Annotated in this window: 17 protein-coding genes and 1 pseudogene; 7 read left to right on the top strand and 11 right to left on the bottom strand. The window is 73.8% G+C overall.

From position 1 onward, the window contains the following. Nucleotides 1–50: 50 nt before the first annotated feature. From ABUL08_RS07355 to ABUL08_RS07330, 6 genes are all read right to left on the bottom strand, one after another. Nucleotides 51–1,004, bottom strand: a complete 954-nt coding sequence (locus tag ABUL08_RS07355; protein WP_350935769.1) for an amidohydrolase family protein — start codon at nucleotides 1,002–1,004, stop codon at nucleotides 51–53. Next, nucleotides 1,001–1,909 (bottom strand): creatininase family protein, encoded by a 909-nt coding sequence (locus ABUL08_RS07350; protein ID WP_350935767.1) that lies wholly within the window; start codon nucleotides 1,907–1,909, stop codon nucleotides 1,001–1,003. Before ABUL08_RS07350 ends, ABUL08_RS07355 begins: the two co-directional genes overlap by 4 nt. Beyond that, nucleotides 1,906–3,699, bottom strand: coding sequence for an ABC transporter permease (locus tag ABUL08_RS07345; protein ID WP_350935764.1), 1,794 nt, complete (start codon nucleotides 3,697–3,699; stop codon nucleotides 1,906–1,908). The genes ABUL08_RS07350 and ABUL08_RS07345 overlap by 4 nt, the downstream gene beginning before the upstream one ends. Beyond that, entirely contained in the window at nucleotides 3,696–4,769 is a 1,074-nt protein-coding gene (locus tag ABUL08_RS07340; RefSeq protein ID WP_350935762.1) for an ABC transporter ATP-binding protein, read from the bottom strand. Before ABUL08_RS07340 ends, ABUL08_RS07345 begins: the two co-directional genes overlap by 4 nt. 90 nt (nucleotides 4,770–4,859) lie before the next feature. Next, nucleotides 4,860–5,906, bottom strand: coding sequence for an extracellular solute-binding protein (locus ABUL08_RS07335; protein ID WP_350935760.1), 1,047 nt, complete (start codon nucleotides 5,904–5,906; stop codon nucleotides 4,860–4,862). A gap of 47 nt (nucleotides 5,907–5,953) precedes the next feature. Then, on the bottom strand, nucleotides 5,954–7,117 hold the full coding sequence (locus tag ABUL08_RS07330; RefSeq protein WP_350935757.1) for an ROK family protein: 1,164 nt from the start codon (nucleotides 7,115–7,117) through the stop codon (nucleotides 5,954–5,956). Between the two features lie 407 nt (nucleotides 7,118–7,524). On the opposite strand from ABUL08_RS07330, the gene ABUL08_RS07325 reads away from it, so the two are divergent. Then, the gene (locus tag ABUL08_RS07325) at nucleotides 7,525–10,212 is read left to right on the top strand and encodes a sugar-binding protein (RefSeq protein WP_350935755.1); all 2,688 of its coding nucleotides are present in this window, start codon (nucleotides 7,525–7,527) and stop codon (nucleotides 10,210–10,212) included. Nucleotides 10,213–10,300: 88 nt separating this feature from the next. Next, nucleotides 10,301–10,978 (top strand): hypothetical protein, encoded by a 678-nt coding sequence (locus ABUL08_RS07320; protein WP_350935753.1) that lies wholly within the window; start codon nucleotides 10,301–10,303, stop codon nucleotides 10,976–10,978. Nucleotides 10,979–11,021: 43 nt separating this feature from the next. On the opposite strand, the gene ABUL08_RS07315 is transcribed toward ABUL08_RS07320, so the two are convergent. Then, nucleotides 11,022–11,933, bottom strand: coding sequence for an aminoglycoside phosphotransferase family protein (locus tag ABUL08_RS07315; RefSeq protein WP_350935751.1), 912 nt, complete (start codon nucleotides 11,931–11,933; stop codon nucleotides 11,022–11,024). A 174-nt stretch (nucleotides 11,934–12,107) separates the two neighbouring features. Here ABUL08_RS07315 and ABUL08_RS07310 point away from each other — a divergent pair. Further along, nucleotides 12,108–12,461, top strand: a pseudogene (locus ABUL08_RS07310) (MmcQ/YjbR family DNA-binding protein); the annotation flags it as partial. A 355-nt stretch (nucleotides 12,462–12,816) separates the two neighbouring features. Further along, nucleotides 12,817–13,239, top strand: coding sequence for a glutaredoxin domain-containing protein (locus ABUL08_RS07305; protein WP_350935749.1), 423 nt, complete (start codon nucleotides 12,817–12,819; stop codon nucleotides 13,237–13,239). Between the two features lie 64 nt (nucleotides 13,240–13,303). Here ABUL08_RS07305 and ABUL08_RS07300 read toward each other — a convergent pair whose 3' ends face one another. Together ABUL08_RS07300 and ABUL08_RS07295 are read right to left on the bottom strand one after the other, a co-directional pair. Next, nucleotides 13,304–15,523, bottom strand: a complete 2,220-nt coding sequence (locus tag ABUL08_RS07300; RefSeq protein WP_350935746.1) for a molybdopterin oxidoreductase family protein — start codon at nucleotides 15,521–15,523, stop codon at nucleotides 13,304–13,306. Nucleotides 15,524–15,661: 138 nt separating this feature from the next. Beyond that, nucleotides 15,662–16,675, bottom strand: coding sequence for a GGDEF domain-containing protein (locus ABUL08_RS07295; protein WP_350935744.1), 1,014 nt, complete (start codon nucleotides 16,673–16,675; stop codon nucleotides 15,662–15,664). Nucleotides 16,676–17,067: 392 nt separating this feature from the next. On the opposite strand from ABUL08_RS07295, the gene ABUL08_RS07290 reads away from it, so the two are divergent. The 3 genes from ABUL08_RS07290 to ABUL08_RS07280 all read left to right on the top strand — a co-directional run bounded on the left by ABUL08_RS07290 (nucleotide 17,068) and on the right by ABUL08_RS07280 (nucleotide 20,395). Further along, nucleotides 17,068–18,243 carry an RNA ligase RtcB family protein gene (locus ABUL08_RS07290; protein ID WP_350935742.1) on the top strand — a complete coding sequence of 392 codons (1,176 nt, stop codon included), beginning with the start codon at nucleotides 17,068–17,070 and terminating at the stop codon, nucleotides 18,241–18,243. After that, nucleotides 18,240–18,869 carry a peptide chain release factor H gene (gene prfH, locus ABUL08_RS07285; RefSeq protein ID WP_350935739.1) on the top strand — a complete coding sequence of 210 codons (630 nt, stop codon included), beginning with the start codon at nucleotides 18,240–18,242 and terminating at the stop codon, nucleotides 18,867–18,869. Before ABUL08_RS07290 ends, prfH begins: the two co-directional genes overlap by 4 nt. Before the next feature lie 113 nt (nucleotides 18,870–18,982). After that, nucleotides 18,983–20,395, top strand: coding sequence for an acyl-CoA synthetase (locus tag ABUL08_RS07280; protein ID WP_350935737.1), 1,413 nt, complete (start codon nucleotides 18,983–18,985; stop codon nucleotides 20,393–20,395). A 43-nt stretch (nucleotides 20,396–20,438) separates the two neighbouring features. Here the strand turns inward: ABUL08_RS07280 and ABUL08_RS07275 are convergent, their stop codons facing one another. Then, nucleotides 20,439–21,197: a peptidylprolyl isomerase gene (locus tag ABUL08_RS07275; protein ID WP_350935735.1), complete on the bottom strand. Its 759-nt coding sequence runs from the start codon at nucleotides 21,195–21,197 to the stop codon at nucleotides 20,439–20,441. A gap of 102 nt (nucleotides 21,198–21,299) precedes the next feature. Next, nucleotides 21,300–21,917 (bottom strand): class I SAM-dependent methyltransferase, encoded by a 618-nt coding sequence (locus ABUL08_RS07270; RefSeq protein WP_350935733.1) that lies wholly within the window; start codon nucleotides 21,915–21,917, stop codon nucleotides 21,300–21,302. Nucleotides 21,918–21,934: the final 17 nt, after the last annotated feature.

Genomic DNA, 21,934 nt, shown 5'->3' with positions numbered 1-21,934 from the left:
TCCTTCCGTGCCGGGCGGGCGCCGCGCGCCGCACCCGGGTGGTCAGCCGGTCAGTCGTGCAGGCCGAGCAGGCGCTCGGCGTTCCCGGCGAAGATGGCGCGGAGGTGGTCGTCGGGCAGCCCCAGCTCGCGGCAGATGCGCAGCTGGTCGTCCAGGTAACGGGTGACGTAGCCGCGTGGGAACCACGAGGAGTCGCTGCCGAACACGATGCGGTGCGGCCCGATGGTCTCGTAGCACCGCCGGAACAGCTCCTCCAGCGTCAGCTTGTACGGCATCCAGCGCACCCACTGGTTGGACCCGGAGGTGTCGACGTGGATGTTCGGGCAGCCCCAGGCGGCGAAGAGCAGGTCCTGCACGTGCTGGACGCCGAAGTGCGGCACCACCACGGGCAGCTCGGGGAAGCGGCGGGCCATCCGGGCCAGCTCGTCCGGGCCGCCGTACCGGCCGTGGGACAGGCCGCCGGCGCTGCCGTAGTGACCGATGTGGATCAGCACGGGCACACCGAGGCGCTGCGCGGTGCCCCAGAGCGGGTCGAGGTCCTCGTCGTCCAACGGACCGCGCAGCAGCGGGGCGAAGAGCTTCAGCCCCCGCAGGCCCCGCTCGACCACCGCGCGTTCCAGCTCGGCGGCGGCGTCCGGGGCGTACGGGTCGTGGTGGGCGAAGCCGAGCAGCAGCTCGGGGTGGCGGTCCACCACGTCGGCGACCGCGTCGTTGCCGCCGCCGGTGACGAAGACGGCCCGGCGTACGCCGACCGCGCGCAGCTCGGCGGCCCACCGGTCGGCCTCGTCCTGCCAGCGCGGGGCGGGCGGCTCCGGGTCGGGGAAGCCCCACGCCTGCCGCCACTGCCGGGCGTACGGGGCGGAGGCGGCGGTCCGTACGGCCCGCTCGTGCTCGCCGCCGGGGTGCATCCCGGCGGCGTGCTCGCAGCCGCGCACGGTCTCGTCCGCGCCGATGCGGAAGTGCAGGTGGAAGTCGACGACGTCCAGTCCACGGTCGACGGTCACGGCGCCTCCTCGGGCTCGGGTCCGCCGGGTCGGCGGGCCGGGGCGTCGGCGGGCAGGGGCGCGTCGGTGGGCGGCGCGGGGAGCGGGGCCGCGACCCAGGCGGCGACGACCTCCCGCAGCCGGGTGCCGGCGAGTTCCCGGACCTGCCGCCCGATCCCCTCGTCGGCCAGGGAGATGTGCCCGGACCAGCCCTGCCACGGGTCGGGCCGGGACTCCACCAGCACGTACGGGTGGGTGACCGGAAGCTTCGGCCGCGGCGGCAGGTCGTCGACCGCGTCGAGGCGGACCGCGCCGGGGTCGAAGCCGAGCACCCCGGAGGTCTCGTACGCGCCGCCGTGCCCGCGGGCCGGCAGCGGCCCGTACAGCTCGGTGGTCTCCGCCGGGGTGACCAGTTGGAACCAGTTGACCAGCAACAGGCTCGCCGGGCGCCGCCCGGAGACCCACTCCATCGCGGCCCGGACCGTCGACATGTTGGCATCGTGTCCGTTGACGATCAGGAGTCGGGGGAACCCGGCGGCGACGATCCCCTCGATCACGTCGGCGAGATAGCCGACCGCGATCTCGGGCCGGATCGCCACGGTGCCGGGCCACGGCCGGGTCTGGCCGGGGCAGGCCGCGTACGGCACGGCGGGGAAGAGCACCCCGCGCGGGCGCTGCGTCGCGCCCCGCGTCGTCGTGCCGGCGTCGCCGGACGGCGTCGCCGGGGCGTCGGCGACGGCGCTCTCGGCGGCGAAGCCCTCGGCGAGGATCAGGTCGGTGCCCAGCGGCAGGTGCGGCCCGTGCCACTCGACCGCGCCGACCGGCAGCACCGCGAAGTCCGCCGCCCCGGCGACCGCCGCGAGCTCGCCGCCGGGGATCCGGGCGGCGGGCAGCAGCCCGCCGCCCGCCGGCCAGGCCGCGCTCACGCCGTCCACCGGGCCGCCTCGCGGCCGGCGCGCCGGCCGCCTTCGAGCCGGCCGGAGACCACCATCACCACGAAGATCAGAACGACCTGGAGCATGCCGTACGCGGCGGCGGTGCCGACCTCGAACGAGTACATCCGGTTGTTGATCTCCACCGAGATCGGGGCGGTCTCGGAGGTGTAGATCAGCACCGAGGCGACGAACTCGCCGACGCCGTGCACGAAGGCGAGCAGCGCGCCGGCCAGCACACCGGGCAGCATCAGCCGCAGGGTGACCGTGCCGAACGCCCGCCACCAGGACGCGCCCAGGTTCCGCGCGGCCTCCTCCAGCGAGGGGTCGAGCTGGGCCAGGGTGGCCGAGCTGGACCGGAACACCAGCGGCAGGAACCGCACGAAGTACGCCAGCGGCAGAATCCAGAAGGTGCCGATCAGCACCTGCCCGAAGCTGAACGCGTTGCCGGTGCTGAACGCCGAGATCAGGTTGATCGCCACCACCGTGCCGGGCAGCGCCCAGGCCAGCATGACCGCCACGTCCAGCAGACCACGGCCACGGAAGTCGAGCCGGCGCACCGCGTACGCGATGAGGACGCCGACCACGACGCAGCCGACGGTCGCGATGAGGCTCATCTGCAGCGAGTTGAGGATCGGCTGGAACGCCGCCGGCTCGGAGAAGATCGTGACGAAGTTCTGCGTGGTGTACGCGGCGGGGACGACCTCGGTGGTCCAGGAGCCGTCCTGTGAGAAGGCGACCAGCGCGATGGTCGCCACCGGGGCGAGCAGGACCGCGGTGGCCAGCACCGAGGCGGCCAGCGCGAGCCACTTGCCCAGCGGGTTGGTGATCTCGCGGCGGTGCGCGGCGACGCCCTTGGACTGGGAGCGGTAGCTGCGCCGCCCCTCGTACCAGCGCATCCCGAGCAGGAACAGCACGGAGACCACCCCGAGCACGGAGGCGTAGGTGGAGGCCATCGGCAGGTCGCCGTTGGTGCGGTTGATGTAGATCTGCATGGTCATCGTCTGGTCCACCCCGAACAGCAGCGGAGCGGTGTACGACGCCAGCGAGGTCATGAACACCAGCAGCGAGGCGGAGACCAGCGCCGGGGTGAGCATCGGCAGGAGCACCGTGCGCCACACCCGCACCCGCCCCGCACCCAGGTTGTACGCCGCCTCCTCCACCGACGGGTCCATCCCGGCCAGCGCGGCCGAGGCGGAGAGGTAGAAGTACGGGTACATGGTGAAGGTGTGCACCACCAGCACCCCGGCGATGCCGGTGAACGGCAGGACCGGGTCCTCGGCGCCGAAGAGCTGCTGGAGCCCGCGCGGCAGGATGCCGGTCTCGCTGTAGAGCAGCTGGAACGAGATCGCCCCGATCAGCGGCGGCAGCGCCGCCGGCACCAGGATGATCGCCTCGATCAGCTTGCGACCGGGGAACGAGAAGCGCTTGAGCAGGAAGGCCATCGCGACGCCGACGACGCCGCAGAGCAACACGCTCGCCGCCGAGATGATCAGCGAGGTGACCAGGGACGACCGGGCGACCCCGTCGCCGGTGAGGAAGCTGGCGTAGTTGGCCGGCCCGTCCACGCCGACGCTCTCGGCGAAGGTGGCGAACATCGGCTGCACCACGTACCCGAAGAGGATCAGCGCGAGGGGCAGCACCAGCACGTACGGGAACCAGCGCGAGCCGGTGCCGCCGGCGAACCGGTCGGCGAGGCGGCGGCGGGGACGAGGTGGCGGCGCCGGCTCCCGGGTGACCGGGGCGACGGTGGCCGGACCGGGGGTGGCGGGGATGGTGCTCACGGCCGCACCACCCACATCCGGTCCCGGTTCAGGCGCAGCCCGACCTGGTCACCGACGGCGATCCCGGCCGGTACGTCGATCGCGGCGACCTGCACCGGTTCGCCGGCCACGTCGACCACGAGGTTGGTGGCCATGCCGGTGAACTCGACCTCGGTGACCCGGCCGGAGAGCGCGCCCGTCTCGGTGGCGGAGGTCAGCCCGATGCGTTCGGGCCGGACGGAGACCAGCGCGGTGTCGCCCTGGCGCAGGCCGTGGTCGGCCGGGGCGGGCGCGGTGACCTCACCGCCGCCCGGCAGCGCCACGGTGACGGTCCGCCCGTCGGCGGTCACCACCGGCAGGCTCAGCACGTTGCTGCGCCCGATGAAGCGGGCCACGAAGCTGGTCGCCGGGCGGTGGTAGATCTCCTGCGGGGCGCCGATCTGCTGCACCCGGCCGGACTGCATGACCGCGATCCGGTCCGACATGGCCATCGCCTCGGCCTGGTCGTGGGTGACGTAGATGGAGGTGGTGCCGGCCTCGCGCTGGATCCGACGGATCTCGACCCGGGTCTCCTCGCGCAGCTTGGCGTCGAGGTTCGACAGCGGCTCGTCGAGCAGCAGGGTGCGGGGCCGGATCACCAGGGCCCGGGCCAGGGCGACGCGCTGCTGCTGGCCGCCGGAGAGTTCGTCGATGCGCCGGTCGCCGTAGCCGGCGAGGTGCACCTGACCGAGTGCCTCCTCGACCCGCCGCCGTGCCTCGACCCGGCCGACCTTGCGGATCTTCAGCCCGTACGCGACGTTCTGCGCGACGCTCATGTGCGGGAAGAGCGCGTAGTTCTGGAACACCATGCCGGTGTCACGCTTGTTCGGCGGGCGGCGGGTGACGTCCTCCGCGCCGAACCGGATCCGGCCGGAGGTGGGGAAGTAGAACCCGGCAACCATGCGCAGGGTGGTGGTCTTGCCGCAGCCGCTCGGGCCGAGCAGCGTGAAGAACTCCCCGGCGGCGATGGTGATGTCGACGTCGTCCACGGCTGCGGTGTCGCCGCCGCGCGCGAAGCGCTTGCTCACCGACTCCAGCGTGACATCGATCATGAGGTCCTCTCCTTCGTGCGGTACCGGACCTGGACGGTCGTGGGATGGGGGCGCGGGGGCGGGACGTGCCCACCCCCGCCTGCCCGGGCGTCAGCCCTTGTTCTTGATCTGGCTGTTCCAGTGGTTGATCCACTCGGTCTCGTTCTTGCCGATCACGTCCCAGTTGACGTCCAGCGGCTTGAGGTCGAGCTGGGCCAGCCACTCCGGCTTCTCGGCGATGTCGACGGCCGGGATCTGGAAGTAGTCCCGGGCCAGGTCACCACGGAGCTTGTCGTCGAAGAGGAACTCCATGAACTTCTGGGCGCCGGTGGTGTTGCCGCCCTTGACCGCGGCGATGCCGTCGACCAGCACCGGGGCGCCGGAGGCGGGCATCACGTAGCCGAACGGCATCTTCGACTGGTTGGCCTGGAGCAGGATGTCCTGGAGGTTCCAGGCGCTCAGCACGCCCTGCTGGCGGGAGAGCTTGAGATAGAGGTCGGTCGGGTTGGCCGCGTACGCGCCGGTGTTGGCGTCGAGCTTCTTGAGCCAGTCGTAGCCGGGCTGCGGGTTGCTGCCGTCCGGGGACTGCCGCATGATCATCGACGCGTAGATCGACCGCATCGTGCCGGACGCGGCCACGTCCCGGATGATGACCTTGTCCTTCCACTCCGGCTTCAGCAGGTCGTCCCAGTCCTTCGGGGCCTGCTCCGGGGTGAGCGCCTTGTTGTTGTACATGATGACCTCGGGCAGCAGGATCTCCCCGAACCAGCGGCCCTCGGCGTCCTTGTACTTGGCGTCCATCTTGCCGGCGAACGCCGGCTGCCAGGAGGCCAGCAGGTCCTCGGACGCGCCCGCGGCGAGCCCCTGCTGGGTGCCGCCCCACCAGACGTCGGCCTGCGGGTTGGCCTTCTCGGCGCGGACCCGCTCCAGGATCTCCTGGGCGCCCAGGTTGAGGATCTCGACCTTGCCCTTGTACTCCGGGTGCTTGGCGGTGAACTGGTCGACGACGTAGGTGGAGACCTTCTTGTCGCGGGCCGTGTAGATGGTCAGCTTCTCGGCGCTCGCGCCGCCGGCCGCGTCGTCACCGCCACCACCGCAGGCGGTGCCGGCGGCGAGCACGGTGGCCAGCGCGCCGGCGAGCAGGAGTCGACGTCTCATGGGGTACCTCCGAGGGGTGTGGGGGGAACTGCGGTGCAGGTGGATGGTCAGGGGGTGGGCAGCAGCACGGGCATGCCGGCGGCGGCCGCGGAGAGGGCGTAGCTGACCGCGCCGTGCAGCACGGCGCGGTCGCCGAGCACGGCGCGGCGTACCTCGGTGGCGCTCGGCGCGGCGGCGGTGACCCGCGCCTGGAGCCGGCCCACGGCGGCGTCGTCGAGGTGGGCCGCGGCGCCGCTGAGCAGGACCCGGCCGGGGTCGACGACGCAGACGCAGGAGACGATCAGCCGCGCCCAGGCGGTGAGCACGTCGTCGAGGTAGGCGGCGGCCCGCTCGTCGGCGGCGGCCAGCGCGACCAGCTCGGCGACGGGTGACTCGGGTCGACGGCCGGGGGCCAGGGCCACCATCCGCTCGGCGATGGCGTTCTCGGACCAGCGCGCCTCGAACGGCCCGATCCCGTCGCGGCCCCGGTCGCTCGGGTCCAGCGGCAGGAAGCCGACCTCACCGGCGGCGCCGCCGGCACCCCGACGGACCCGGCCGTCCAGCACCAGGCCGGCGCCGATGCCGTCGGCCACGTGCAGCAGCAGCAGGTCGGCCACGTCGCTGCCGGCCCCGGCGGCGTGCTCGCCGGCGGCCATCAGGTTCACGTCGTTGTCCACCACCACCGGTACGCCGAGCCGCCGCTGCACCGACTCCCCCACCGGCCGGCCCTCGACCAGGCCGACCGAGGGGGCCAGGCGGACCGCGCCGCCGGAGGAGACGCCGGGCGCGGCGATGGCCACCCCGCGCAGGGCGGGCAGCCCGTCACCGGCGAGTTCGGGCACCGAGCGGCAGATGGTGTCGACGATGTCGCCGGCCAGCCGGACCGAGCGGTGGGCGATGACGGCACCGTCGCTGTCGGCGATCTCGCAGCTGAGCCGGGACGGCTCCAGGGAGACGGCGGCGACCAGCTCGGCCCGGGGGTTGAACTCCAGCATCGCCCGCGGCCGGCCGGTACGGGAGGTGCCGGGGCCCCGCTCGATGAGGTAGCCCTCGGCGATCAGCTCCCGCACGAGCGGGGTGAGCGTGGCCGGGCTCAGCCCGGTCAGCTCGGTCAGCTCGGCGCGCGAGAGCACCCGCACCTGCCGGGCGGTGGAGATCACGGACAACCGCTTGATCTCCTTCGACCGCTCCCGGCTCACGGGGCTGGTTGGTGGCGTCACCACGTCAGTCACATTTCCTTCCTACGGCGAACGAACTATCGAGTCAAGTAACGAATGCGTCTCAGGCCCCCGCCGTGCCGCTTCCCACCAGGCGGAATGCCCACTTCTGCGCACCGGTCGGCCGGTTGCATGGGCATCGCCTCCGCCGCCGTGCCGGGAAGTTATTTTCTTTCGCAAAGAAAGAAAGGTCTTGCAAAGCATTGACGGGCCACCGCGCCGGTCCCTAGCGTCACCGGGCGAAGGCCTTCCAGTGTGTACGGACCCCCGTGCCGCTGCGCACCCGGTGACCCCGGCACTCCGCCGGGCCCGGCGTCCCCGCCCATCCCGCCACCGTCCGAACGCGACCTCACGTCGACGCCGTACGCGTCCGACGTCGATGGCTGCCGCCCGGACACCAGCAACACCGCGAAAGGATCCGCATGCGTCTCAAGGCGTTCCTGCTACCCACCGCGCTCGCCCTCGCCCTGACCGGGACACCGGCCACGGCCCTCGCCGCACCCGCCCACGCCCCGTCGACCGACGCCGTCGACCTCGACGTCCTCTTCGTCAGCGCCCACCCCGACGACGAGGCCGGCAGCCTCGCCACCCTCGGCCAGTGGAAGGAACGGTCCGGCGCCAAGGCCGGCGTCGTCACCATCACCCGTGGCGAGGGCGGCGGCAACGCCGTCGGCCTGGAGGAGGGCCCGCCGCTCGGCATCATCCGGGAGCGCGAGGAGCGCACCGCGATCGGCCGCGCCGGGGTGGAGAACCTCTACAACCTCGACCACGTCGACTTCTGGTACACCGCGTCGGCACCCCTGTCCGAGCAGATCTGGGGGCACGACGAGACCCTGTCCCAGATCGTCCGGGTGATCCGGCAGACCCGGCCCGAGATCATCATGACGATGAACCCCTCCCCCACCCCCGGCAACCACGGCAACCACCAGCAGGCCGCCCGGTTCGCCGCCGAGGCGTTCCACGCCGCCGCCGACCCGAAGGCCTTCCCCGAGCAGCTCACCCGGGAAGGGCTCACCCCGTTCCGCGCCGCCAAGTTCCTGCGTACCGGCGGCACCGGCAGCTCGTCCGCCGGGCCGCAGTGCGCCTCCAGCTTCGTACCGACGGTCCCCACCGACCAGGTCTTCGGCGTCTGGGAGGGCACCCGCAGCGCCGACGGCCGAACCTGGGCCGAGGTCGAGGTCGACGCCCGCCGGGAGTACGTCACCCAAGGCTGGGCGAACACCGCCGCCGCGCCCACCGACCCCGCGGCCATCCGCTGCGACTTCTACACCCTGGTCGACAGCCGCGTCCCGTACGACCCGACGGACACCTCACCCGAGGCGATCCTGCGCGGCTCGGTGCTGCCCCCGGCAACCGGCGGCCTGCCCCGAGGCACCGAGCTCTATCTCACCGCCGACCGCTTCGACCTGGCCCCCGGGCAGCACGTCGAGGTCACCGCCCACGTCCGGGCGCCCCGCGACCGGGCCCTCACCGCGCCCCGGGTCTCCCTGCGGCTGCCGCAGGGCTGGACCGCCACCGGCTCCGGCGCGCTGCGCGGCGCCGTACCGGCCGGCACGGAGCGCACCGTGACCTTCACGGTGACCGTGCCCGCCGGCACCGCCACCAACGCCCAGCACCTGCTCGGCGCGTCCCTCACCACCGGCCAGGGCGCCGGCCGTACGGACCGGGCGGTCCGGGTGGTCGCCGACGTGCGCGGCACCCTGGAGCCGCTGCCCGAGGTCGGACTCTTCCGCAGCTGGGCCGGCGACAGCGGGTACCCGCAGCTGGACACCCTGATCGACCCGGTGCTCACCATCGGCTCGGGCAGGAGCCGGAGCGTCCGGATCGACCTGCGCAACACCGGCGAGACCCCGCAGAGCGGCACGGTGGCCCTCGGCCTGCCGGCCGGCTTCACCGCCGACGCCGCGACGAAGAGCTACGCCGACCTGGCACCCGGCGCGACCGGCGCGGTGACCTTCACCGTCACCAACAGCGACGCCACGCTGAAGACCGCCAACGAGGGCGGCGACTACGGGATCACCATCACCACCACCAGCGCCGCCGGCAGCACCGTGGAGACCGGCGCCCTGGAGATCGTGCCGACCAGCGAGGTGCCGCGCGCCGGCGCGGGCCACGCCGTCGACGGGGTCGCCTCCCCCGGCGAGTACCCGGGCGAGGAGCTGGACCTGTCCCGGATCTGGGAGGGACAGGCCACCACGCCGCAGGACGCCTCGGCCACCGGCCGGATCGCCTGGACCGACGACGCGCTCGTCGTCCTCGTGCAGGTCACCGACGACGTGCTCGGCAGGAAGGTGGTGCCGCAGGACTGCAAGCGGCAGCGCCGCACCGACAGTGTGGAGATCATCGTCGACCCGAAGGGGAACTCGACGGACACCTCCACGGTGTTCAAGGCGGGCATCTTCCCGGTCACCGACGACCCCGCCAACGGCGACCCGCCGTGCTGGCAGCGGGACGCCGACAACCGGCAGGGACCGGGCGCCACCACCGCGCCGGGGATGACCGTGGTCAGCAAGGTCACCGCCCCGTACACCGGCTACACCATCGAGGCGCGGATCCCGTTCGCGGTGCTGCCCGACGCGATCGACCCGGCCCGGATGGGCTTCAACGTGCTGGTGTACGACTCGGACACCCAGGACCTCAGCTCCCAGTCCCGGCTGGGCTGGTCCACCTTCACCGGTGTCCGGGCCGACCCGTACCGGTACGGCCTGGTGACCCTGCCCGGTCTCACCCCGGCCGCGCGGCAGCCCAGCGCCCCGGTCTTCCCGGCCACCGCCGCGCGCAGCGTGCACAGCGCACAGACCATCGCGCAGTCGGCGATGGACGGGGTGGCGCCGGCCGCCGTGGCCCGGCTCCCCGAGCGGGCGCTGCGGATCACCGGCCAGCGTCAGGTGACCGGCGGCGTACAGGTGACCGTACGGGCCGACCGCACCGGCACCGTGTACCTGCACACCTTCGACGGTGACCGCTCGCTCGGTGAGCGTACGGTGCAGGTCCGCTCCGGCCGTCCGGTCACCGTGGTGGTGCCGGTGACCGGAGGTACGCCCCACTCCGTGCTGGCCGCCTTCGAGGCCGGCGGGGCGGCGCTCGCCCGCCAGGTGCCGCTGAGCTGACCGGCGCCCGGCCGGCCCCTGCCATCGACCCGGTGGCAGGGGCCGGCCGCGACCCGGAGCCTCGTCGTCTCCCGGATAGGGTCGCCGGGTGACCGCGTACGACATCGCCGCCCGGCTGCCCACCATCGACCGGCTGCGGCAACGCGGCAAGGCCCTGGCCGTGCTCGACCGCATCATCGACCGTGGCGAGCCCTACTACGGCTACACCTCGCGCTGGGGCGGCAACGAGGCCGCGCTGATGAGCAACGGCAGCGGCGACGAATGGGCCGCCGTGTTCACCGCCGACGGCGCGTTCATCCGGGTCTTCGACCACGAGTCGGCGATGTCGCCGTACGGCGATCCGGACCACGAGCTGTGGCCGGGCCTGCTCGACGGTCTTCCCCCGGCGCTGCGCCCCTGGGTCGAGGAGCCCGCGTTCTGCGACGAGACCGACCAGTTCCTCGCCACCGCCGTGCTCTGGCGACTGGCCGACGACGACCGCTGGCACGTCGGCGACGGCATCGACTTCCCGCCACCGCGCGGGCCGTCCGGGGCCGACGCGCCGGACGGGTCCGACCTGCTGGACATCCTGCTCGACGACATCGTCGACCGGTACGTCGCGTTCGCCGAGGACTACTACGAGATGGCGGTGGACCGGGCGACGGTCGCGCACGTCGTCGCCCACCGGCCGCTCACCGACGCCGTCGTACGGACGCTGAACCCGCGACTCACCGTGGCCGAGCTGCGCGACGACCTCGCCCTGATCGGCTATCCGGTCCGAGGCTGAACGACGCTCGCCCCGAGCCGGCGCGATCCGTGGGGCGTTGCGGTCAGCGCTGCTCGTCCGCCAGCAGGGCGAGCAGCGTCGACCGGGCGATGCCCGACATGACCGGGTTGGTGGTCCGGTAGTACGCCAGGCAGCCGATCGCCTGCGCGAAGGCCCACCCCTTCCCGCGGTCCCACGCGGCGTCGTCGACCTCCAGTGCCCGCCGGTACGCGGTCCTGGCGTTCGGGCCGAAGAAGTTCCAGGCGGGTTGCAGGTCGAGGGCCGGGTCCGCCACACCGGCCTGACCCACGTCGAGCACCCCCGCGAGCCGGTCGCCGTCGACCAGGAGATTCCCCGGCATCAGATCGCCGTGCGTCCACCCGTCCGGTTCGGTACGCGGTGTCTCCCGTAGCCGCTCCCACAACCGGGCCAGCGCACCGGTGTCGATCATGTCGGCACCGGCCTTCAGTCCGTCGGCGACGTACTCGTCGTGCCGGGTGAGGAGACCACCCCGCCTGGTGCCCTGGAAGGTGCGCCCCCGCGGGTCGATCGCGCGGACCTCCAGGACGAACCGCGCGACGTCCTCGGCGAGGCCGACCGAGTCCGAGACGTCCGCCGCGGTCGCGGTGGTGCCCGGGATCCACCGGTAGACCGCCCAGGGCAGCGGACAGCCCGGCCCGGGCCGGCCCAGGTCGACGAACTCGGGGGTGGGCACCCGGGTGGCCTGTCGGATCGTCCCGGCGGCGTCGGCCTCCGCCCGGAGCTGCCGGAGCTTCTCGGCGGGATCGTCCCCGAGGAGGGGACAGCGCGCGACCAGCTCGTCGCCGAGGCGGAAGAGCGCGTTGTCGGTACCGTCCGACCGGACCCTGCGGACCGGCAGCTCTCCCCACTGCGGGAACTGGTCGGCGACGAGGGCGGCGAGGTCGCCTTCCGTCAGCTCGATCTGTCGCTCGTGCATGGGCGTCGACGTCGGCATGACCGCATTCTGCCGTGCCCGGCGAGCCGAGGGACGACCCGCCTGACCGTCCCGGTCCCCCGGCGGCTCTCACGTCGTCCCCGGGCCGGTTCACTGTCGCGTCCTGCGGACCGGCGGCGACCCGTGCTCGTTACGCTGTACGGATGCAGCGGGCGGCGTCCGGGAGCGACCTCGATGGCTGACGCCGACGACGTGCGTCGGCTGGCGCTGGCGCTGCCCGACGTGGTGGAGATCGACAGCGCGGGCTTCGACTTCCGGGTCGGCAACCACGGGATCGTCTGGTCCTATCCCGAGCGTCGACCGGGCGGGCCGCGCCGCCTCCGGACCGACATCGCCGTGCTCTACGTCGGCGACGAGGCGGAGAAGCAGGCGCTCCTGCTCGGCGAGCCCGACCTCTTCTTCACCACGCCCGCGTACGACGGGTTGCCGTTGGTGATGGTCCGGTTGGCGAAGGTGAGCGTCGCGCGGCTCGAGGAACTCGTCACCGACGCGTGGCGGATGCGGGCCCCCGACCCGACCGCCGCCGACCCCGACCGCTCCGGATCGTCGGCGGACGACGCCGGTCCCGCCGGCCCGCGGGAGGCGGCGACGGGCGCTACCCCCGGGAGCAGACAGCGCCGTTGAGCGTGAACGCCGATGCCACGGCGCTCAAGGCCCTCGACTTCCACGCGAAGTCCACCACCGACGGTGCCCGGATCACCCACTGGACCCGCAACGACGGCAGGTCCACAACGCGATCTTCGTGCCGTTCGTGGTCCCCCGGTCGTACGCGTCCGGACACCACCCCGACTGCACCCACTGATCGGGCCGTTGGCGTTCACGGTCCACTGCTGACTCGGGCTCGCGAGAACGGCACCGCTTCCCAGGGGTAACCTTCGGCGGCATGGTGCGTAGTTGGATCCTGGCCTGCCTGGCACTGACCTGCGGCGTCATCGTGGCCGTCACGCAACAACTGCCCTGGATCGGCGTCATCGAGTTCGTGGTCTTCGCGGCCCTGGCCTGGCTGATGTCGCCACTGGTCTTCCCGCGCTCGCTGCCTGCCGCACCAGCGCACCAGCCCAGCAGCGAGAACGGCCGTCCGATCGTCTACTGGCGGCCGGGCTGCCAGTACTGCCTGCGGCTGCGGCTGCGGCTCGGCCGCTCGGCGCGGCAGGCGCACTGGGTCAACATCTGGCGCGACCCCGACGGCGCGGCGGCGGTCCGGGCGGCCACCGGCGGTGACGAGACAGTGCCTACGGTGGTGGTCGACGGGAAGGCGTACGTCAATCCCGCGCCGGGCTGGGTGCGGCAACGGCTGGCACGGTGAACCGGCCGCCCCACCTCCTCCCCCTCCGGACGACCCAGCCGGGCCCGACCCGCTGACGGCCCGTTCAGGCGGGTTCGACGCGGACCGGGATGCCGTTGAGCACGGTGTTGCCCGAGAGCGGGTCGATCGCCGTCTCGTCGGTGAGCACGTTGCTGTTCACGCCCGGGTGCGCCCGGGCCACCGACTGCCGGGTGCCCGGCACGTCGTGGCCCCAGCCGTGCGGCAGGCTCACCACGCCGGGCATGGTGTCGGCGGTCGGCTCGACGGCGACCACGATCGCGCCGACCCGGGAGGAGACCCGCGCGGCGTCCCCGGCGGCCAGCCCGAGCTTCGCCGCGTCGTCCGGATGCAGCTGGAGCGTGCAGCGGTCCCGCCCCTTCACCAGCGCCGGCACGTTGTGCATCCAGCTGTTGTTCGACCGCAGGTGCCGGCGACCGACGAGGACGAAGCCCTCCGGCGGCGCGTCGCGGGCCGCGCGGAGCCGGGCCACGTCGGCGGCGATCGGCGGTGGACAGAGTTCGACCGTGCCGCTCGGCGTCCGCAGCACCTCCGGCAGGCGGGGGCGCAGCGGCCCCAGGTCCACGCCGTGCGGGTGGTCGAGGAGCCGGGTCAGGCTGAGACCGTCCGGTCGCTGACCGAACAGATCGCCGTACGCGCCGCGCCGCAGCCGCGCGTCGAGGAGGCGTTCGGCCGGCCGGTCCCCCACGACCAGCGCCCGCAGCTCGGCCACCGGCCGGTCCAGTTCCCCGGCCGCCTCGGCCAGGACCTGCCCGAGCAGGTGCTCGTGCAGCCCCTGCGGGTCGGCGTCGGCACCCTGTCCGGCGGCGATCAGGGTCAGCCGGGCCAGGATGTCGCACTCGTCGAGGCCGTCCGGCTGCGCCGGCAGCGCGGGCGGCGAATAGCTGGCCACGTTGCGGACGGCCAGGCCGAGGAAGGCGAAGTCGTAGTGCCCGACGCGGGCCGGGTCGGGCGGCGGGAGCACCACGTCGGCGTGCCGGGTGGTCTCGTTCAGGTAGGGGTCGACGCTGACCATGAAGTCGAGCGAGGCGAGGGCGCGGTCCAGCCGTTCACTGTTCGCGGTGGACAGCACCGGGTTGCCGGCGATCGTGATCAGCGCCCGGACCTGCCCTTCCCCCGGCGTGGTGATCTCGTCGGCCAGCGTGGCGACCGGCAGCTCGCCCTTGACCTCCGGCAGGCCCCGCACCCGGCTGGCCCAGCGTCCGGTGCGGAAGCCCTTGCCGGGGCCGGCGGCGCGGGTGCGCTGGTGGGCGGCGAGGGGGAACATCGCCCCGCCCGGCCGGTCCAGGTTGCCGGTCAGCACGTTGACCACGTCGACCAGCCAGCTCGTCAGGGTGCCGAAGGCGACCGTGCTGGTGCCGAGGCGTCCGTACACGGCGGCGGTGGGGGCGGCGACCAGCTCGCGGGCGAGGCGGCGGATGCGCGGCGCGGGCACCGCGCAGCGGTCGGCGACCCGCTCCGGGGCGAACGCCGAGGCCAGCTCGCGCACCTCGTCGAGGCCGGTGACGTGCGCCGCCAGCGGGCCGAGCCGCACCAGGCCCTCGTCGAAGAGGGTGTGCACGACGGCGAAGAGCAGCAGCGCGTCGGTGCCGGGCCGGATCGGCAGGTGCTCGTCGGCGGCGGCGGCCGTCCGGGTGCGCCGCGGGTCCACCACCAGGAACCGGCCACCGCGTTCCTGCAGGGCCCGGAGCCGACCGGGGAAGTCGGGCGCGGTGCAGAGGCTGCCGTTGGACTCCCAGGGGTTCGCGCCGAGCAGCACGAGCAGGTCGGTGCGGTCCAGGTCGGGCACCGGGACGGCGTTCGGGTCGCCGTAGAGGTAGCCCGAGGAGACGTGCTTGGGCATCTGGTCGACGGTGCTGGCGGAGAAGACGTTGCGGGTGCCGAGCGCCCGCACCAGCGGGCCCACGTAGAGGCCGCCGGACATCGTGTGCACGTTCGGGTTGCCCAGGTAGACGGCGACGGCGTCCCGGCCGCCGCCGCGCGCGGCGGCCAGCCCCGCCTCGACCGCGGCGAACGCCTCGTCCCAGCCGACCTCGCGCAGCGTGCCGTCGACCCGCAGCAGCGGCCGGCGCAGCCGGTCCGGGTCGTTGAGCAGCTCCGGGAACGCCGCCCCCTTCGGGCAGACGAAACCCTGGCTGAACACGTGCTCCTGGTCGCCGCGGGCGTGGGTCACCCGGTCGTCGGTGATGGTCAGGGTCAGGCCGCAGGTGGCCTCGCAGAGCGGACAGGTGCGGTACGCCGTGCGGGTCGCGGACGTCTCCGGCATCGATGGCCCCTTCCCGTCGGGAAACCGACTGGTCGGTATGGTGGCACGTCCACGCCGCACTGTCACCCCCGCACCGGGTCGGCACCGCGCGCACGGACGGCGGTCACCCCGCCCGGCCGTCGCGTCGTCGGCGTACGGTCAGAAGGTGCCCGGGCCGCCGGTGGTGACGACGTGCCCGGCACACGACGAGGCTCCGCCAGCGCGGCGGCGCTCCTGCTTGACCCGGTAGAGGCGCTGGTCCGCGACCCGCAGCAACGCCTCCAGGGTGACCCCGTCGGCCGGGGCGGTGGCACCGCCGATGCTCACCCCGGTCAACTCCCGCACCGTCTCGTCGATGCGGAGCGCGATGCTCCGCGCGACGGGTTCCGGGGCGTCCACCAGCACGACCACGAACTCGTCGCCGCCGATCCGCGCGATGGCGTCGTCGACGCGCAGCACCTGCCGTACCGCCGCCACCGTCCGTTGCAGCAGCGCGTCGCCGGCCGCGTGGCCGAGGCGGTCGTTGACCAGCTTGAAGTCGTCCAGGTCCAGGCAGAGCAGGGACAGCTCGGGCGGACGGCAGCCCCGGAACAACGGTCCGGCGAAGTCCGCGAGACCGCGCCGGTTCAGGGCGCCCGTCAACGGGTCCAGCGACGCGAGGGAGCGCAACTGCGTACGCTGCCGCGCCACGATCCGCGCCTGGGCGGCGCAGACGGAGGTGAGCAGGAGGATGCCGGCGACGTAGAGGAAGACGTGACCGGGGCGCGGCGGCTGCCCGGCGGCGGCGACGGCGAGGTAGGAGCCGACGATGAGCGCCTCGAACGCGATCATCAGTCGCAGCGGCGGCGTGTAGCTGGCGACGAAGACGGCCGTGCTGACGAACCCGAGGCTGGCCGGCGAGGCGGCGCCGCCGTCCCAGTACGCGCCCAGCGCCACCACGACGAGCGTGACCAGCAGGATCGAGAACGAGACGCGGTATCCGACGGCCTTCGTGGTGACCGTCCGCGCCGCCCACAGCCCCAGGATGCCGGCCGCCATTCCGCAGCCGAAGGCGGTGAGCATGAGGCTCCGGTGCGGTTCGCCGAGCGTGACGAGGCAGTAGACGATGGCGAGCGCGTGGGAGACGACGTGCAGCGCGGCGCTGAGCGCCATCCGTCGTCGACGCTCACTCATCCGATGGCCCACCGCCACGACGGCTCCCTGACGACAGCTTCAGGCGACGGAGAGACGCCGGTGGTCCGACCGCGGTCGGCTCGGTGCCCGAGGCCGGCCTGACCAGGCGTCTTCACATCCCGTCATTCAATGGTGTGCGCCAGCTCACAGTCAAGTCCCGCACCGCTCCCACTGTCCGACCAGGACAGAATCCCACCGACGGTGCCGACCAATCTCACGTACGGTGACCGACTCGTGCGGACGCGGCCCGAAAACGGCTTGCCGTGGCCGGTGGGCCCGGCGAGAGTGGGGCCATGACGTTCTGACGGACATCACCCCGATCTCCGAAGGCCCCCCGGCGCCGACCCGCGCCGTCGTGCCGTCCGTCCCCGCTGCCCGATGAGAGAGCGTCCGTGTCCGCACGTCACCTCCGGCCGGAGTCCATCCCGGCCACCGTCACCGTCTTAGCCTCCCCCACGAGCTGGATCGAGTCCGACGCCGTCGCGCAGTGCCACCGGGTGGCCGCGCTCGACGGCATGATCCACGTCGCCGGCATGCCGGACCTGCACCCCGGCAAGGGGGCCCCGATCGGGGCCGCCATGACCTCGACCGTGTTGTACCCGTTCCTGGTGGGCTCCGACATCGGCTGCGGCATCGCCGTGTTCCCGCTCCGCCTCAGGCGGGCCGTGCCGGAACGGCTCGCCGCCCGGTTCCCCGACCTCGACCGCCCGCTGGACCCGGAGCGGGACGCCGACGACCCGGCGTGGGCCGTGCTCGACGGCGAGGTTCCCGCCGACCACCTCGACGGCCTGGGCACCGTGGGCCGCGGAAACCACTTCGCCGAGCTGGCGCGGATCGGGACGGTCCTCGACCCGGACCACGCCGACCGTCTCGGGCTCGCCGCCGACGACCTCGTGCTCATCGTCCACAGCGGCTCGCGGGGACTGGGGGAACGGATCCTGCGGGAACACACCGAGCGCCACGGCGCCGGCCCCGCCCCCGACCCCGCCGCCTACCTGGCCAGGCATGACGCCGCCGTACGCTGGGGGTCGCTCAACCGGCGACTGATGGCCGCCCGGATCGCCCACGCGCTGGGGACCGAGCCGACCGCGCCGATCGTCGACCAGTGCCACAACCTGGTCGAGGTCCGCGACGGGGTCTACCTGCACCGCAAGGGCGCGGCACCGGGTGACGGCCGCGACGTGCTGATCGCCGGCACGCGCGGCACCCCCTCGTACCTGGTGGCCGCCCACGCCGGTGCGGACGCCAACCACTCGGTGGCGCACGGCGCGGGACGGAAGATGTCGCGCGCCGACGCGCTGCGCCGTGGCCGGGCCAAGCACACGGTCGAGGAACTGCGTCGTACGCCGGTGGGGTCGGTGGTGGTGTGCGGTGACCGGCAGCTGCTCTTCGAGGAGGCACCGACGGCCTACAAGCGGATCGAGCAGGTGATCACCGACCTCGTCGACCACGACCTCGCCACCCCCGTGGCCACCACGGTCCCGCTGGTCACCTACAAGACCGCCGATCCGGGGTCCGGTCCCCGACGGGACCGCCGGGACCAGCGACACGGACGGGGCCGCTCATGATCGTCCACCTGCTCCTGTCGGCCGGGCGGGGCCCGCGTGAGTGCGCCTGGGCGCTGGCCCGGCTGCTGCCCCGCCTGGAGTCCGACGCCGCACGGCGGAAGCTGACGACCGGGCGGGTGCGGACCGTTCCCGGGGACCAGCCCGGCACCTACCGGTCGGTCCTGGTCCGGATCTCCGGGGCGGACGCCGGGGCGTTCGCCGAGTCGTGGAGCGGCACCCTCTGCTGGCAGGCGCCGAGCCCCTACCGCGCCGGCGCGGGCCGGAAGAACTGGTACGTCACCGCCCGGCCGTGCCAGGTCGACACCCCGCGGACGGTCTTCCGGGAGGCCGACGTCGACGTCGTCGCCTGCCGCACCGGCGGCCCCGGCGGTCAGCACCGGAACAAGGCCAGCACGGCGGTACGGGCCACCCACCGCCCCTCCGGGATCGTCGTCGTGGTCGACACCGAACGGCACTTCGCCCTCAACCGCCGGACCGCGCTGGAGCTGCTGCGGCAGCGTCTCGACGCGGGTGACGAGGCGGCCGGCCGGGCGGTGACCGCCGCCCGCTGGCGCCTGCACGACGAACTCGTACGCGGCGACCCGGTCCGGGTGTTCACACCGGCGCGGCGAAGCAGGGCACGCTGACCGTCTCCGTCGGGCCGCACCGCTGGTCGACCGTCGCTTGTAGGCTCGGCCCGCCGGGTCCGTCGCGGCCGGGCGGCCGGGACACCGGTCGGGCCACGACGAGGGAGCGAGACATGCTGTTGCCGGCGCTGTCCGGGGCGTACGGGGACGACGCGGAGGCGATCCGGGTCGGGGACCAGCGGGCCTCCCGGGAGGTGCTGCTCTCCGCCGCCACCGCCCTCGCCGACCGGATCGCCGGCGCTGCCGCGGTGGCCGTCTGGGCGACCGCCAGCATGGAGACCGTGGTGGCCGTGGTGGCCGGCCTGCTCGCGGGGGTCCCCGTGGTGCCGGTGGCCCCGGACTCCGGGCCCGCCGAACGGGACCACGTGCTGCGGGACTCCGCCGCCGCGCTGCTGCTCGTCCCCGCCGCGAGCGCGGGGACGGCGGCGCTGGCAGGGGTACGGACGCCGGTCGTCGTCGTCGACCCGGCGGCGCGGGCGGGCACCGGTCGACCCGAACCCGCACCGGAGAGCACCGCGCTGATCCTCTACACCTCCGGCACCACCGGAGCGCCGAAGGGCGCCCCCGTCTCCCGCCGGGCGATCGCCGCCGACCTCGACGCGCTCGCGGACGCCTGGTCGTGGACCCCGCAGGACGTGCTGGTGCACGGCCTGCCCCTGTTCCACGTACACGGGCTGGTGCTGGGCGTGCTGGGGGCGCTGCGGGTCGGGTCCCGGCTGGTGCACACCGGGCGGCCGCGGCCGGAGGCGTACGCCGCGGCCGGCGGCAGCCTCTACTTCGGGGTCCCGACGGTCTGGTCGCGGGTCTGCGCCGACCCGTCCTCGGCCCGGGCCCTCGCCTCGGCGCGGCTGCTGGTGTCGGGGAGCGCGCCCCTGCCGCTGCCCGTCTTCGGTCGGCTCACCGAGCTGACCGGACGGGAGCCCGTCGAGCGGTACGGGATGACGGAGACGCTGATCACGGTGAGTGCCCGCGCCGACGGCGAGCGTCGTCCCGGCTTCGTCGGCACCCCGGTGACCGGGGTGGAGACGAGGCTGGTCGGTGAGGACGGCGCCGAGGTGGGACGCGACGGCGAGTCCCCCGGGGAACTCCAGGTGCGCGGGCCGATGGTGTTCGGCGGCTATCTGCACCGGCCGGCGGCCGACGCGGAGTCGTTCACCCCGGACGGGTGGTTCCGGACCGGGGACATCGCCACGGTCGACGCCGACGGGTGGCACCGGATCATGGGCCGCGCCTCCATCGACATGATCAAGAGTGGTGGGTACCGGATCGGCGCCGGTGAGGTCGAGAACGCGCTGCTCGCCCACCCCGGGGTGCGGGAGGCCGCGGTGATCGGCGCGCCCCACCCCGACCTGGGGCAGCAGGTCGTCGCGTACGTGGTCGCGGACGCCGCGACGGAGGCGCAGCTCATCGAGTTCGTGGCCGGTCGGATCTCATCGCACAAGCGCCCGCGCCGGGTCCACCTGGTCGAGGAGCTGCCCCGCAACGCGATGGGCAAGGTGCAGAAGAAGCTGCTCGCCGGCGGGTGAGCCGGCACCCGGCGGGGCGGCGGTCCGCCCCGCCGGGTCGGTCTCAGCGGCCCCGGGTGGCCCGGCAGATCTCCACCGGCAGGGCCGGCGCGCCGTCGATCGGCGCGGGGTCCTCCGGGGTGGCGGCGATCCCACCGGCCGCGATCCGGTCCAGGGTGGCCAGCCCGGCCTCGTCGATCGTGCCGAAGACGGTGTAGTTCGGCCGCAGCGCCGAGTCGGACTGGACCAGGAAGAACTGGCTGCCGTTGGTGTCCGGGCCGGCGTTCGCCATCGCCAGGGTGCCGCGGGCGTAGAGGCGGCGCACCCCGGTCGGGTCGGTCGGCGCGGGCGGCAGGTCGGTGGGGAGTTCGTCGGCGTACCGGTAGCCGGGGCCGCCCTCGCCGGTGCCGGACGGGTCGCCGCACTGGAGCACCTTCAGCGTCGGGTACGCGGTGAGCCGGTGGCAGGGCGTCCGGTCGTAGAACCTGTGCCGGGCCAGGTGCAGGAAGCTCTGCACGGTGCACGGGGCCTGTTCCCGGTCGAGGGTCAGCCCGATGGGGCCCTGACTGGTACGCAGCGTGACCCGGACCGTGCCGTGGTCGGGCGTCCGTCGGGGGTCCGGCGGCAGCGGCACCGGCCGGGCCGCCGGCTCGTCCGGCGTCGGCGTGTACGCGCACGGCCCCCGGGTGGGCTCGGGCGCGGCGGCCGGCGCCGCGGTGGCGGCGGTGCCCCCGACGGCGACCAGCGCGGCGGAGACCACCGCCACGCCCGCGAGGCGGGACAACAGCGGCGGGGCGGCGTGCGGTCGGGTTTCGCTCGACACGTGGGTCCTCCCTGGACTCGTGGTACCAGAAAGACCGGAGTCTATGGATCTCGTCCGGAGATGTCGATGACCGTCGCCGCGTGACCGGTGAAGCGGAATCCGTCAGCCGGGTTTGCGGGCGGCGAGCCGTTCGATCACGCCACGGGCGAAGCGCTCGTGCCGCTCGACCCGCAGTCCCGCCGCCTCGACGTGGTGCAGCGGGCGCCGGCGGAAGTGTTCACCGGCGGTCGGCACGCTGACCAGCTCCACGAGGCGTTGGAGCAGGCGTACCGGGCGGGTGGCGCCGACGACGTGGTCGGCCAGCAGGAGCAGGCCGCCGGGGCGCAGCACCCGCGTCATCTCGGCGACGGCCCGGGCGTCGTCGGGGATCGCGCAGAGCGAGAGGGTGCAGACGACGGTGTCGAAGGCGGCGTCCGGGAAGTCCAGCCGGTGGGCGGTGCCCAGCCGCAGGTCGACGTCCCGCCCCAGGTCGGCGGCGCGTCGGCGGGCGATGTCCAGCATCTTCGGGCTCAGCTCCACGCCGGTGAGCCGGACGCCCCCCGGGTAGTACGGCAGGTTCCGCCCGGTGCCGATGGCGACCTCCAGGGTGTCGCCGTGCGCCTGCCCGCACAGCCAGGGCCGGGTGTCGCGGAGGAACCGCCGTTCGAGCACGCTCATCTGCCGGTCGTAGCCGGCGGCGTGCCGGTCCCAGACCCGGCGCTGCTTCTCGTCGGCGCTCATGACCGTGAACATATGTC

Source organism: Micromonospora sp. CCTCC AA 2012012 (assembly GCF_040499845.1).
Classification (GTDB): domain Bacteria; phylum Actinomycetota; class Actinomycetes; order Mycobacteriales; family Micromonosporaceae; genus Micromonospora; species Micromonospora mangrovi.
Note: the sequence above shows the minus strand (reverse complement) of the source record. Positions and strands in the feature narration are given on the sequence as shown.